We start from the raw sequence: 12,755 nt of genomic DNA on the forward strand, positions 1-12,755 counted from the left end.
CCCCCCGATGGGGGCCCGCTTCTTTTTGCTGCCGGCTGGCACCAGGATTGCAAATTCATCGCCATGGCGCTCTCGAACGAGTCCCCGGGGGCTCTGGTGGACATCCTGGCGCCAGAAGGAGCTGCAGTCTGGCCATGCACACGAGCCACCTGACCAGAAACGAGTCACCGGACCCCATCCTGCAGGTCGAGGGGCTGCAGAAGTCCTACCGGCGCGGATTCTGGGGTCGCCGCGGCCAGCCGGCGGTCGCTGGCCTCAGCTTCCGGGTCCAGCCCGGCGAGGTCTTCGCGCTCCTGGGGCACAACGGCGCCGGCAAGACCACCACCCTGAAGGCCATCCTCGGCCTGGTCCGGCCCGATGCCGGAGACATCACCATCTGCGGCATTCCGGCCAGCTTGCCCGCAGCCAGGCAGCGCGTCGGTTACCTGCCCGAAGCGCCCTACTTCCACGAGAACCTCACCGCCGGCGAACTCCTCGACTTCTACGGCAAGCTGCTGGGCCTGGATGGGCAGACGCGCCGCCTCCGCGCCAGCGAGTGCCTCGATCTGGTCGGCATGACCGCGGCCCGGGACCGCCGTCTGGCCGCCTGCTCCAAGGGTATGCGCCAGCGCATCGGCCTGGCGCAGGCACTCCTGGCCGAGCCGACGTTGCTGATCCTGGACGAGCCTCAATCGGGGCTCGATCCGGTGGGGCGCCGTGAGGTGCGCGACATCCTGCTCGATCAGAAACGGCGCGGCACCACCATCGTCTTCTCCTCGCACATCGTGCCCGATGTGGAGGCTGTGGCCGACCGGGTGGCCATCCTGCGCGAGGGCCAGCTGCAGGAGATCAAGGACCTGCGGTATGCACGTGCTGACGGCGAGATCCGGCTCGTCCTGTCGCGGCCACCCAGCGGCGGCGCCGTGGCCCGTCAGCTCGCAGCGTCAGGGTTCACCTCGCACCATAGCCAGGACGATCACCTCGAGGTCCTGGCGGCCGATCCGGGCCTGGCGGGACTCCTGCTGACGGCTTGCCACCAGGACGGCGTGACGATCCACGAACTGGGCAAGAATCAGGGCAGGCTCGAGGACCAGTTCCTCGCCTCGCTCACCGCGGCCCGCCCCACATCCCGGGAGGTGGTGTCATGCTGAACCGCGTCGCCGCCATGGCCGGCGGCACCTTCCGCGAAGCGGTGCGGGACAAGCTCTTCTACCTCGTGGGGTTCTTCGGCGTGGCGCTGCTGGGCGCCACCACGGTGCTCTCGCCGCTGACCGTGGGGGCCCAGGCCAAGATCGTGGCCGATGTCGGCCTGGCCGCCATGGCGCTCCTCGGCCTCCTGGTCGTGCTGCTGGTGGGCGCCAACATGGTCCGCAAGGAGATGGACCGCCGCACCATCACCACCATCCTGACCAAGCCCGTGGGCCGTGGCGAGTACCTGGCGGGCAAGTACCTCGGCCTGGCGCTGACGCTGGGCTGCATGGTGCTGCTCATGGGCCTGATCTACCTGGGCGCCGTGGCCATCACTCCGGCCTCCATCGGCTGGGGACACCTGGCCGCGATCTACCTGATCCTCCTCGAGCTGCTGCTGCTCTGCGCCGCCGCGGTGCTCTTCTCGACCCTGGTGGGCCCGGCGCTGGCCGCGGTCTTCAGCCTGGCCTTCTTCGCCATCGGACACCTCCTGCAATCGCTCCGGGATTTCGCGGCCATGGCCGGCGGCGTCCGCGGCCTGGTGGTGTCGGTGCTCTACCGTCTCCTGCCCGACCTCGAGGTCTTCAACGTGCGCGCCGCGGTGGTGCAGGGTGAACCGGTATCCGCTCAGCACCTGGCCCTGGCCACGGTGTACGGCGTGGCCTGGGTGGCGGTGCTGCTGCTGGTGGCGCGCTGGGTCTTCGTGCGGAAGGAGCTGTGATGGCGCGTCTGGTCGCCACCGCACGACTGCTCCTGGTGATCGGGCTGCTGGCCTGTGCGCCGCGCCTGGCCGACCACATCCGCGAGGCCGCCGCCACCGCCGATCACGACGAGCGTCTGTATTACCCCTCGGGCACGTTCCTGCGCGAGGCCAGCCTCGGCTTCCACGCCCCGGCAGCCGACTACGTCTGGCTGCAAGCCACCCAGTATTACGGCGGCTATCGCCGCGGCGAACACGATCTGCGCTACTTCACCGAGCTGGTGGGCGCGGTGACCACCCTCGATCCCGGCTTCACCGAGGCCTACCGCTTCGCCTCGCTGGTGCTGTCCATGGACCACGGCGACTTCGCGGGCGCCCTCGCCATGCTGCGCCGGGGCATCCTCGCCAACCCGGACGACTGGCAGCTCCACTTCGACGTGGGCTTCGTCCATTACGTCTTCCGTCGCGACTACGCCGCCGCCTCGCTCTGGTTCGAGGCCGCCGCCATGCTGCCCGGAGCGAGCGACTTCTGCCGGCGGTTCGCCGCGTTCGCGCGCCGGCGCGGCGGGGACATGGAGGGATCGCTCATCCTGTGGGAGAACCTGCGCCGGACCACCGAGAGTACCGACATGCGCCAGCTCGCCGAACAGATGATCGAGAAGTGCCAGACCTCGCTGGCGGGGCAGCCGCTGCCCGGTCAGATCGGACCGCCCAGTCCCCAGAGCCCCGAGGAGTCGCCGTGATCGCCGTGTCCGTCCTCGCCGCCGCCGTCGTGGGCGCCTGCCTCGGCAGCTTCGCCAACGTCCTGATCCACCGCCTGCCCAGGAACCAGCAGGTGGTTCGCGGTCGCTCACACTGCCCGGGCTGCGCGGCACAGATCGCCTGGTACGACAACCTGCCGCTCTGGAGCTGGCTCGTGTTGCGTGGGCGTTGTCGCCGCTGCCAGGTGCGGATCTCGGTGCGCTACCCGCTGGTGGAGCTGGCCGGCGCGCTGCTCGGCGCTGGCTGCGTGTTCTGGGCCGGGCCGACCTTCGCCGCCGGAGTGGCGTTCGTCTTTCTCTACTTGCTGGGCGTCATCGCCATCATCGACTGGGAGCACATGATCATCCCGCACACCCTGACCGTGATCGGCATGGCGGCGGGACTGGCCAGCGCCGAGGCCACGGGACTCGGGCTGGGGGCGTCGATCCTGGGCCTGCTGGTCGGCGGGGGCAGTGTTTTGGCCCTGTCGGAGGGTTATCGCCTGCTGCGCGGGCAGGCCGGCATGGGCGGCGGCGATGTAATGCTCATGGGCATGGTCGGTGCGTTCCTGGGGCCCTGGGCCGCCGCGGCCGTGCTCGGCGCCGGGGCGTTGCTGGGCACGCTCTTCGTGGTCATCCGCAGCGGCGGTCGGCCTGCCGGCACCGCCAAGCTGCCCTTTGGCACCTTCCTGGCCGCCGCGGCCGCCGCCATCCTGATGGCCGGTCCGGCGATCTGGACGTGGTATCTCGGCCTCCTGACCTGACAGAGACGGCAGGAATTGCCGCCGGTGGCACCCGGTGGCGAGCCGGATCGCAAAATAACGACTCAAGGCCGGGCGTTCCGGGTCGAATAGGCAAGTGGCATGCATGTTGCGACGTTGGCCCGGGACGCGTCCTGTGCGAGGGCAAGGGGCCCGATTCACCAGCGATGAGGTAGGCCACAGATGTTCGGATTCCTCAAAGGTAAACAGAAGACGCTGACCGGCATGGACATCGGGTCCAGCGTGGTCAAGTGCCTCCGCCTGGATCTGAGCCAGGAGCGTCCACTGATCACGCATTTTGCCATGGTCGACCTGGCTCCCGAGGCCATCGTCGACGGCGAGATCATGGACCGCGAACTGGTGATCCAGGCCGTGCTCGAATGTGCGGACAAGGCGGGGATCCCCAAGGAGCCCGTGGCCACCGCGGTGTCGGGTCGCGCGGTGATCGTCAAGAAGATCGTGATGGACAAGATGAGCGAGGAGGATGCGCGCGAGGCCATCTACTGGGAGGCCGAGCAGCACGTCCCCTTCGACATCGACGACATCACTCTGGACTTCCAGATCCTCGACGAGGACATCGGCGCCGGCCAGATGGAAGTGCTCCTGGTCGCGGCCAAGAAGGACATGGTCCAGACCCACGCCGAGCTGATCCGCGATGCGGGCTACTCGCCCATGGTGATCGAGGTGGCGTCCTTCGCCAACCAGAACTCCTGGGAGTACCTGCACGGCGGTTCCGCGCTGGATGCGGCGGAGACAGAGGAGGCGGTCGAGGCGGAATCGCCGACCGACGCCCCCCTCGAGGATTTCGCCCCCGAATCCGCGCCCGAGCCCGCCGGCGACTCCGAGTTCGTGGCGCTCCTGGACGTGGGCGGCGGCGTGACCAACGTGCACATCGTCAAGGACGGCGTGCCCTACTTCACCCGCGATCTGCCCATCGGCACCACCCAGTTCGTCGAGGAATTCCAGAAGCAGCTCGGGCTGACCTGGGAGACCGCCAGCGACGTGGCGCGCGGGGAGACCGGCGAGGTCGATCACGAGCTGGTCATCGACATCGTCCGCTCGGTGGGGGAGGAGATCTTCCAGGGTCTCGAGCCCTCGCTCAGCTACCTGAAGAACAGCGGCGAGGCCGAGGGTATCGACCGCATCGTCGTCAGCGGCGGCGGCGCGCGCCTGCCCGGCCTGGTCGCCTATCTGGCCGAGTGCTACGGGGTGCCCGGCGAGATCGCCGATCCGCTGGCCGAACTCGATTACGAGAGCGGGGTCTTCGGCGACGAGGATCCCGAGCAGCTCAGTCCCATGCTCACGGTGAGCGTCGGCCTGGCCCTGCGAAAGGCGGTGGAGCGATGATCCGCATCAACCTCCTGCCCCGGGACGAGGTCCAGGTTAAACGGAACCTGGCGCTGCCCGAGCTCAGCACCTTCGCGCCGCTGATCCTCGTGGTGGTGGCCATCGGCGTGATGACCGTGCTGGGTCTGTACCAGGGTCAGAAGATCGCCAACCTCGAGCAGACCATCGCCGCCGAAGAGGCCGAGAGCCGGCGGCTGGCGCCCGAGATCGCCAAGATCAAGCGGCTGGACGAGCAGCGCAGCAGCCTGAACCAGCGCCTCGAGGTGATCAGTGCGCTCGACCGCGATCGCTACTTCCGCGTGCACGTCCTCGACGAGGTGAACCGGGCGCTGCCCGATCACCTCTGGCTGACGCGCTTCGAGGAGACCGGTGGCGACGTCTACACCATGGAGGGTGTGACCTTCAGCAACTTCCTGGTCAGTGATCTGCTGCAGAATCTCGACCGTTCGCCCTACTTCAACGGCGTCGACCTTCAGATCACCGAGAAGGGTCTGATCGAGGACGTCAACGTCGTCAAGTTCGAGCTTCAGGCCCGGGCCGTGCGTCCCGCGGCCGGCGCCGGGTACGGAGGCTGACCCCATGACAGGCAACATCGATTTCAAGGATCCGAAGTTCCTCCGCTGGGCCGGCGCCATCGTGGTCGTGGTGGTGATCACGCCGCTGTGGTTCACCCAGACCATGTACCCGTTCACCTACGCGGCGCGGCAGCAGACGGTGCAGCAGCTCGAGACCAAGCATCACGAGTTGAGCCGCGATCTGGAGAAGGCGCGCCTGCTGGTGCGGAACCTGGCCCGGGTCGAACGCGAATACGAGACGCTTCACGAGCAGTGGCGCGTGGCGAGCACCCTGCTGCCCGAGCAGAACGAGATGCCGGCGCTGTTGCGCAAGGTGACCGCCGCGGGGAAGCAGTCGGGAGTGGACTTCAAGCTGTTCCGGCCCGACCCGGCGCTCTCGCGCGAGTTCTACACCGACAATCCGGTGTCGGTCCGGATCCAGGGCGGCTACCACCAGACCGGGGTCTTCCTCAGCCGGCTGGCCAACCTGAACCGGATCGTCAACGTGGAGAACGTGCGCATGGAGGGCGTCAAGCAGACCGACGACTCGCCCTACACCGTGGAGACCGAGCTGACCCTGACCGCCTACACCCTGGTCGGCGGCGGCCCGCGCGACGCCACCGATGACGGGGAAAAGCAACTGGCCAGTGCCGATGCCAAGGGCAAGCCGGCCACCAAGGCGTCGCACTAGGAGGTGCCGAGCATGACGCGGAATCGCAATCTGATGACCCCCGTCCTGGCGGCCCTCGTCCTCGTGGCGGTGCTGCCGCTGTCGGGAGCCCTGGCCGAGGACGGCGGGGGCACTTCGCCCAGCCAGGAGTCGGGCGCCCGCCTCGACGCGGTGCGCTCCAACGAGTTCTTCTACCAGTCCTACGGCAAGTCCGACCCCTTCAAGACCCTGGTCGACGGCAAGTACGAACAGACCGCCGGCGGCGAGCTGGTCGACGTCAACAGCGCCAAGCTGGTGGGCGTCATGTGGGGCCAGGACGACCAGTTCGCCCTCGTCGAGGACGGCGAGGGCTTCGGCTACATCCTGCGCGTGGGTGACCGCGTGCTCAACGGGCGGGTGGTCAGCATCCGCAAGAACCGCCTGACTGCCAGACTGACTCTCTACGGCATCTCCAACACGGTGGTCCTGACACTCGACAAACCGGAGGCGAAGTGATGGCCGGACGGATCCGCAACCTGACCCTGCTGACCGTGGCGGCGATGCTGCTCGTGTCGGCCCCTGCCCTGGGGCAGGACGAGGCGCAGGTCAACCTCGTACCCGTGGCCGCGGACAACGGCCCCAAGGTGTCGCTCGACGTGCAGGATGCCGAGATCGGCACGGTCCTGCGTTCGTTGGCCAGCTTCTCCGGGACCAACATCGTGGCCTCGCCGCGTGTGATGGGCAAGGTCACCGTGAAGCTGGAGGAGGTGCCCTGGCGCGAAGCGCTGGCGGTGATCCTCAAGTCGCACAGCTTCGATTTCATCGAGGAGAACGGCATCCTCCGTGTCGACACCGCCGACGACCTCCGTCAGGAGAAGGTGGCGGTGAAGATGGCGGAGAAGCAGATCGACGAACTCGAGAAGCTGACCCTCGGCCTGGCGACCCTGCAGTACGCCAACGCCGAGGAGGTCAAGGACTCGCTCGAACAGATGCTGACCAAGCGCGGCAACATCGATGTCGACGTGCGCACCAACTCGCTCCTGATCAACGACATCGAGGATCGCGTGGCGATCATCCAGGAAACGGCCCGCCAGCTGGACACCCAGACGCCGCAGGTCGAGATCAACGCCCGTCTGGTGGACCTGAACAGCCGCGCCACGCGCGAACTCGGCGTGAGCTGGTCGCTGAACAACTTCCAGCCCAACGGTTCCAACATGATCGGTGACATCGCCATCAACAACCCCGTGACCGAGCCCTCGGGATCGTTCCGGGTGGGAACCGTGCAGGACTACGGCGAGGTGCTGGCGCAGCTGGACGCGCTCGAGTCGGACAACCTGGCGCACCTGATCTCCAATCCGGTGATCACCACCACCGACAACCGCGAGGCCAGCATCCTCGTGGGCCAGAAGATCCCCCTGATCGTGGCCGACGAGGCGGGCAACGCCATCACGCAGCTGACCACCATCGGCATCCTCCTGAAGGTCACCCCGCACATCAACAGCCCCGAGCGCATCACCCTGGACGTGCACAACGAGGTCAGCGACCTCTCGAGCCAGGCCACGGTGCAGGGCGGCGTGATCATCAACACCTCCGAGAGCGACACGCGCGTCATGGTGCGCAACGGCGAGACCGCCATCATCGCCGGCCTGATCCGTTCGGTGGAGAGCAAGCTCGAGTCGGGGATCCCGGTGCTGAAGGACATCCCGCTGCTGGGCGGCCTGTTCCGCCACACCTCGGACACCGAGGACGAGCGCGAGCTGGTGATCTTCGTCACGCCGCGCGTGGTCACCGATGAATACCTAACCCGCGACCAGCTCTCGTTGCAGAGCAAGGTGAGCATGACGCCCGAGGGCGATGTGACCTACGGCGAATGAGCCGGACCCCGCCACGATCTCTCGAGGGCCGGAGCAGCTTGCTCCGGCCCTTCTTCTGGCCTATGATCGGGCCATGTGGATCTCGTTGATCGGTTTCAATGCGGTGGGCAAGACCACCCTGGCGATCCAGCTCGGCCAGGCCTCGGGTCGGCGCGTGGTCGATCTGGACCAGGCGGTGGCCGCGCTGGCGGGCCGGCCGCTGCCGGAGATCTTCGCCGGGTCGGGCCCCACGCGCTTCCGGGCGCTGGAGCGCGAGGCGCTGGCGGGTCTGCCCGCGGATCAGCCGCTGATCGTGGCCACCGGCGGCGGTACGGTGGAAGAATGGGCGACCATGACCTTGCTGGCAGACCGCGGCCTGGTCGTCTGGCTCGACGCTTCCTGGCCCGTGCTGCGCCGCCGGCTGGCGCCGCGCCGGGGCGAAGCGCCGCGTCCGGTCTGGGAGCATCTGGGCGAATCGGGCCTGGCCGCGCTGTATGCCCGGCGGCGGCCGCTCTTCGCGGCGGCCGCACGCTTGCGGCTGGAAGCGGTTGATCGCGAGCCCGCTGCCGAGGCTCGTCGCCTGCTGGGCGCCGCCATTCACCTGGCAGCAGCCGGCGCCGGAGCCGTGGCGTGAGGATCACGGGCGGGAACTGGCGGGGTCGACGTCTGGAGAGCGTGCGCGGTCTGGACGTGCGGCCCACCACCGACCGGGTGCGAGAGGCGATCTTCAACATCCTCGGCCGGACGGTGGCCGGGGCGGCGGTCCTGGATCTCTGCTGCGGCAGCGGCGCCCTGGGCCTGGAAGCGCTGAGCCGCGGCGCCGCCCACGTGGATTTCGTCGATGTGTCGCCGCGATCACTGGCAGCGGTCCGCGAGAACCTCGAGCGCTGCCGTTGTCCGGACGATCGCTGGCGCCTGCACCGCGCCGATGCCGCCCGCTGGCTGGCGCGCCGGCTCGCGCCGGAGGCGGCGGCACCGCTGATCCTGGCCGACCCGCCCTATGCCGGCCCGGTTGCTGCGGACCTGGTGCGGACCGTGCTCGCAGCCGGGCCGGCCCTGGTCTCGGCGCTGGTCCTGGAGCACCCCGTGGAGACGAACCCCGTGCCGGCGTCCCTGGCGCCGGTCTGGTCCCTGGATACGCGACACTACGGCCGCACGGCCCTGACCCTGCTGCGTCCGGCCCCGGCGCCGGACTGAACGGAGGCGCCTCATGCCTGATCGCCTGGCACTCTACCCCGGATCCTTCGATCCGGTGACGCTCGGCCACCTCGACATCCTCCGCCGTGCGCTGCGGCTCTTCGAGCGGGTCGACGTGCTGGTGGCCGGTCACGGCAAGGCGGGCTGGTGGTCGGCCGAGCGCCGGGCCGAACTACTGCGGGCCAGCCTGGCCGAGGAGCCCGTGCTGGCGGCCTGCCGGGTCGTGACGTTCACGGGGCTGCTGGTGGACGAGGTGCGCGAGCGCGGGGCCGCCGCGGTGGTCCGCGGCGTGCGCAGCGCCAGCGACTACCAGCACGAATGGAGCCTGCACGGCGTGAACACCACCTTGCTGCCGGGGTTCGAGACGGTCTGGCTGCCGGCGCGGCCGGACCTGGCGGCCATCTCCAGCAGCCTGGTCCGTGACGTGGCGCGGCACGGGGGACCGCTGGCCGCGCTGGTTCCTGGACCGGTGGCCACGGCGCTGGCCGCGGATCCGCCGCGTTAGCGCCGGATTTCCTTGCCCGGTGCGTGGATCCGGTGCTTCTTTGGTGTCTGAAATTGTTTTGGGTTGCCGGATGTGGGTGGAACAGGATCCAACCAGCAAGAGGAGTGGGCGGCGATGCAATTGCGACTGGGATGGCTGGCGGAGGTTCTCGGCGACTCCCCGACGCTCAAGCTCAGCAGCCAGGCGAAGGCGCTGATCCAGGCGGGCGAACCGGTGATCAACCTCACGGCCGGGGAGCCGGATTTCCCCACCCCCGAGCCGGTGCTCGAGGCGGCACGGACTGCCCTCGGCGATGGCCGGATCGGATACACCGCCAGCGCGGGCATCCCCGAGTTGCGCAAGCGGGTGGCCGATTTCTACAGCGCCAAGGACGGGCTCGACATCTCGCCCCAGGAGGTCATCGTCTCCAACGGCGCCAAGCAGGTACTCTACAACGTGCTGTCGATCCTGCTCAACGAGGGCGACCAGGTGGCGGTGCCGGTGCCCTACTGGGTGACCTACCCGGCGCAGGTGGCGGCGCTGCGCGGCCAGGTCATCGAGGTCCATCCCGAAGCGGGGTGGAAGGTGACGCCGGCCGACCTCGAACGGGCGGGCGCCGAACGCGCGCGCGCGCTCATCCTCAACAGCCCGTCCAACCCCACGGGCGCGGTCTATTCCCGGCAGGAACTCGAGGATCTCGCCGAGTACTGTCGCCGCTGCAGCTTCTTCATCCTCACCGACGAGATCTACGAGGACCTGGTCTACACCGAGGAGGGGCATCTCTCGATGGTCCAGGTGGCGCCCGACCTGATGCACCGCATCGTGCGGATCACCGGGCTCTCCAAGAGCTACGCCATGACCGGCTGGCGCGTCGGCTTCGGGCTGGCGCCCAAGGAGACCATCGACGCCATGACCCGGTTGCAGAGCCACTCCACGAGCAATGTCTGCACCATCTCCCAGAAGGCGGCGCTGGCGGCCTTCGACTGCCGGCCGCAGGTCGAGACCATGCGCCAGGCGTTCCTCCGACGCCGCGATGTGCTGGTGGCCGGGCTTCGCGACGTGCCCGGGGTGCGTTTCGACGTTCCCGACGGCGCCTTCTATCTCATGCTCGATTGCCGCGAGGTCATCGACCCCGAGCGGCGGCAGGACGGGTGCTGGCGTCTGGCCAGCCACTTGCTCGAGAACCAGAAGCTGGCCACCATTCCCGGCCAGCCCTTCGGGGCGCCGGGCTGCCTGCGGCTCAGCTTCTGTCGCAGCGAGCAGGAGATGAGCGAGGCCATCGAGCGTCTCAAGGTCGGTCTCCGAGAGTTCACGGGGTAGGTGCAAGTGTTCCTCGACGTTGCCACCATACGGGTCCAGGCCGGCAAGGGCGGCGACGGCTGCGTGTCCACCCGCCGCGAGAAGTTCGTGCCGCACGGCGGCCCCGACGGGGGCAACGGTGGGCGCGGCGGCAGCGTCTGGCTCGTGGCCGACGACGGCATGGGCACCCTGCTGGACTTCCGCTACCGGCGCGAGTACGCGGCCGAGGACGGCAAGCCCGGCGGGGGCCGCAAGAAGACCGGCGCGGGCGGCTCCGACCTGGTGATCCCCGTGCCCTGCGGCACCAGCGTGTTCCGCACCGACGACGATATCCTGCTCGGCGACCTGGTTGTGCCCGGCCAGCGTCTGCTCATCGCCGAGGGCGGGACCGGGGGCAAGGGCAACTGGGAATTCCGCACCGCGCGCAACCAGACCCCCATGAAGGCCAAGCCGGGTAAGCCGGGGCAGGCACTGGAGATCCGACTCGAACTGCGTCTGATCGCCGATGTCGGTCTCGTGGGGGCGCCCAATGCCGGCAAGAGCACCCTGCTTTCGGTGCTCACGGCCGCCCGACCCAAGGTAGCCGACTATCCCTTCACCACGCTCTCGCCCAACCTGGGCATCGTCGATCTGGGTTCCTATACCAGCTGCACCCTGGCCGACATCCCCGGTCTGATCGAGGGCGCCAGCGAGGGCAAGGGCCTGGGCCACGAGTTTCTGCGGCACATCGAGCGCACGGGCGCCCTGCTCCTGATGGCCGATGCCAGCGATCCCGAACCCGCGGTGGCTCTGGACATGCTGCGCGAGGAACTGGCCAGCTTCACCGAGCGCCTGGCCGCGCTGCCCTTCGCGGTGATCATGACCAAGGTGGACCTGCTGACCGACGCACAGCGCCAGACGGTGCAGGAGATCGCTGCCCGGTGGTGTCGGGAGCAGGGAGGAACAGAGACCCTGCTCATTTCCGCGGTCAGCGGGGAGGGGGTGCCCGAACTGCGGCGCATCCTCGGCGAACTGCGCGACGCGGGGCGTGCCGACCCCGAGGAACCGGCCCGACCCTGGTCGCCCCTGGACTGACCGCCGCTTTCGTCTCCTCCCGGAATCGATGTCACGATGGATGGACGATCCTGGCGTCGGCTGCTGCGCGGTGCCCCGCACTGGCCCGCGGGCTGGCACGACCTGCGCGACGAACCCGATATGGTCTACGTCACCGGAGATCCCGCCGCCCTGGCCTTCCCGGCCCTGGCGCTGGTGGGGACCCGTCGCTGCACGGCGCGCGGCCTGGCCGTGGCGCGGCGGCTGGCCAGCGAGCTGGCAGGCCGCGGCTGGGTCATCGTCAGCGGCCTGGCCCAGGGCATCGACGCCGAGGCGCATCGCGCGGCCCTCGATGCGGGTGGCCGGACGGTGGCGGTGATGGGGACGGGACCCGAGCGCACCTATCCGGGCGAACACCGGAGCCTGCGCGCACGGCTCGAGGTGTCCGGCTGCTGCGTCACCGAGATCGCGCCCGGGCTCGGCGGCGGCGGCCGCTGGTGCTTTCCGCGCCGCAACCGCCTCATCGCGGCCCTGGCCGCCGGGGTGATCGTGATCGAGGCGCCGCGGCGCAGCGGGGCCCTGCTCTCCGCCCGCCAGGCCAGCGATCTGGGCCGGCCCGTCTGGGCCGTGCCGGGCCCGGTGGATGCCCCCCAGAGTGTGGGATGCCACGAACTCCTGCGCGAGGGAGCGCTGGTTTGCACCGGGTGCGGCGACGTGGATCCGGTGCTGGCGCCGCCGGCGGGGACGTCGGCCGCGGTCTGTGGGCCGCCTCTACCGGTGTCCGGCAGCGCCGCGCGCTGGATCCTCGATCGCCTCGACCTGGAGGGGACCGACGCCGAGGAGCTGATGGCTCGCTGGCCCGGCACGACCGCCATGTGGGCCGAGGGTCTGCTCGCGCTGGAGCTGGCCGGTTTGATCCGCCGCTTGTCGGGAGGCCGTCTGGCCCCTAGAATCTGGCGGTCCTGATCGTCC

At 69.2% G+C, this 12,755-nt stretch carries 15 protein-coding genes; all 15 read left to right on the forward strand.

What is annotated here, in order from left to right; translation table 11 throughout:
* Positions 1-134: 134 nt before the first annotated feature.
* The 15 genes from IFSED24_RS04555 to dprA all read left to right on the forward strand — a co-directional run bounded on the left by IFSED24_RS04555 (position 135) and on the right by dprA (position 12,749).
* Positions 135-1,130: an ABC transporter ATP-binding protein gene (locus IFSED24_RS04555; RefSeq protein WP_491334036.1), complete on the forward strand. Its 996-nt coding sequence runs from the start codon at positions 135-137 to the stop codon at positions 1,128-1,130.
* Entirely contained in the window at positions 1,124-1,888 is a 765-nt protein-coding gene (locus IFSED24_RS04560; RefSeq protein WP_491334037.1) for an ABC transporter permease, read from the forward strand. Before IFSED24_RS04555 ends, IFSED24_RS04560 begins: the two co-directional genes overlap by 7 nt.
* A complete protein-coding gene (locus tag IFSED24_RS04565; protein WP_491334038.1) occupies positions 1,888-2,610 on the forward strand; it encodes a hypothetical protein in 723 nt (240 codons plus the stop codon). The genes IFSED24_RS04560 and IFSED24_RS04565 overlap by 1 nt, the downstream gene beginning before the upstream one ends.
* On the forward strand, positions 2,607-3,371 hold the full coding sequence (locus IFSED24_RS04570; RefSeq protein ID WP_491334039.1) for a prepilin peptidase: 765 nt from the start codon (positions 2,607-2,609) through the stop codon (positions 3,369-3,371). The genes IFSED24_RS04565 and IFSED24_RS04570 overlap by 4 nt, the downstream gene beginning before the upstream one ends.
* A gap of 180 nt (positions 3,372-3,551) precedes the next feature.
* Entirely contained in the window at positions 3,552-4,715 is a 1,164-nt protein-coding gene (gene pilM, locus IFSED24_RS04575) for a type IV pilus assembly protein PilM (protein WP_491334040.1), read from the forward strand.
* Entirely contained in the window at positions 4,712-5,290 is a 579-nt protein-coding gene (locus tag IFSED24_RS04580) for a PilN domain-containing protein (RefSeq protein ID WP_491334041.1), read from the forward strand. Before pilM ends, IFSED24_RS04580 begins: the two co-directional genes overlap by 4 nt.
* A gap of 4 nt (positions 5,291-5,294) precedes the next feature.
* Positions 5,295-5,960: a type IV pilus inner membrane component PilO gene (locus tag IFSED24_RS04585; protein WP_491334042.1), complete on the forward strand. Its 666-nt coding sequence runs from the start codon at positions 5,295-5,297 to the stop codon at positions 5,958-5,960.
* A gap of 12 nt (positions 5,961-5,972) precedes the next feature.
* The gene (locus IFSED24_RS04590; protein ID WP_491334043.1) at positions 5,973-6,434 is read left to right on the forward strand and encodes a hypothetical protein; all 462 of its coding nucleotides are present in this window, start codon (positions 5,973-5,975) and stop codon (positions 6,432-6,434) included.
* Positions 6,434-7,792: a type IV pilus secretin PilQ gene (pilQ, locus tag IFSED24_RS04595; protein ID WP_491334044.1), complete on the forward strand. Its 1,359-nt coding sequence runs from the start codon at positions 6,434-6,436 to the stop codon at positions 7,790-7,792. Before IFSED24_RS04590 ends, pilQ begins: the two co-directional genes overlap by 1 nt.
* A 73-nt stretch (positions 7,793-7,865) precedes the next feature.
* Positions 7,866-8,405, forward strand: a complete 540-nt coding sequence (locus IFSED24_RS04600; protein ID WP_491334045.1) for a shikimate kinase — start codon at positions 7,866-7,868, stop codon at positions 8,403-8,405.
* Positions 8,402-8,968, forward strand: coding sequence for a 16S rRNA (guanine(966)-N(2))-methyltransferase RsmD (gene rsmD / locus IFSED24_RS04605; protein WP_491334046.1), 567 nt, complete (start codon positions 8,402-8,404; stop codon positions 8,966-8,968). The genes IFSED24_RS04600 and rsmD overlap by 4 nt, the downstream gene beginning before the upstream one ends.
* Before the next feature lie 13 nt (positions 8,969-8,981).
* Positions 8,982-9,473: a pantetheine-phosphate adenylyltransferase gene (coaD, locus tag IFSED24_RS04610; RefSeq protein WP_491334047.1), complete on the forward strand. Its 492-nt coding sequence runs from the start codon at positions 8,982-8,984 to the stop codon at positions 9,471-9,473.
* Between the two features lie 114 nt (positions 9,474-9,587).
* Positions 9,588-10,772: a pyridoxal phosphate-dependent aminotransferase gene (locus IFSED24_RS04615; protein WP_491334048.1), complete on the forward strand. Its 1,185-nt coding sequence runs from the start codon at positions 9,588-9,590 to the stop codon at positions 10,770-10,772.
* Positions 10,773-11,825, forward strand: coding sequence for a GTPase ObgE (gene obgE, locus IFSED24_RS04620; RefSeq protein ID WP_491334049.1), 1,053 nt, complete (start codon positions 10,773-10,775; stop codon positions 11,823-11,825). It begins immediately after the preceding gene.
* A gap of 36 nt (positions 11,826-11,861) precedes the next feature.
* Positions 11,862-12,749 (forward strand): DNA-processing protein DprA, encoded by an 888-nt coding sequence (dprA, locus tag IFSED24_RS04625; RefSeq protein WP_491334050.1) that lies wholly within the window; start codon positions 11,862-11,864, stop codon positions 12,747-12,749.
* Positions 12,750-12,755: the final 6 nt, after the last annotated feature.

This window comes from Candidatus Latescibacter sp. IFSED24, from assembly GCF_058273205.1.

Coding starts and splice junctions, on each gene's coding strand:
- IFSED24_RS04555 (WP_491334036.1), top strand. CDS start 135: ATGCACACGAGCCACCTGACCAGAAACGAGTCACCGGACCCCATCCTG.
- IFSED24_RS04560 (WP_491334037.1), top strand. CDS start 1,124: ATGCTGAACCGCGTCGCCGCCATGGCCGGCGGCACCTTCCGCGAAGCG.
- IFSED24_RS04565 (WP_491334038.1), top strand. CDS start 1,888: ATGGCGCGTCTGGTCGCCACCGCACGACTGCTCCTGGTGATCGGGCTG.
- pilM (WP_491334040.1), top strand. CDS start 3,552: ATGTTCGGATTCCTCAAAGGTAAACAGAAGACGCTGACCGGCATGGAC.
- IFSED24_RS04580 (WP_491334041.1), top strand. CDS start 4,712: ATGATCCGCATCAACCTCCTGCCCCGGGACGAGGTCCAGGTTAAACGG.
- IFSED24_RS04585 (WP_491334042.1), top strand. CDS start 5,295: ATGACAGGCAACATCGATTTCAAGGATCCGAAGTTCCTCCGCTGGGCC.
- IFSED24_RS04590 (WP_491334043.1), top strand. CDS start 5,973: ATGACGCGGAATCGCAATCTGATGACCCCCGTCCTGGCGGCCCTCGTC.
- pilQ (WP_491334044.1), top strand. CDS start 6,434: ATGGCCGGACGGATCCGCAACCTGACCCTGCTGACCGTGGCGGCGATG.
- IFSED24_RS04600 (WP_491334045.1), top strand. CDS start 7,866: ATGTGGATCTCGTTGATCGGTTTCAATGCGGTGGGCAAGACCACCCTG.
- coaD (WP_491334047.1), top strand. CDS start 8,982: ATGCCTGATCGCCTGGCACTCTACCCCGGATCCTTCGATCCGGTGACG.
- IFSED24_RS04615 (WP_491334048.1), top strand. CDS start 9,588: ATGCAATTGCGACTGGGATGGCTGGCGGAGGTTCTCGGCGACTCCCCG.
- dprA (WP_491334050.1), top strand. CDS start 11,862: ATGGATGGACGATCCTGGCGTCGGCTGCTGCGCGGTGCCCCGCACTGG.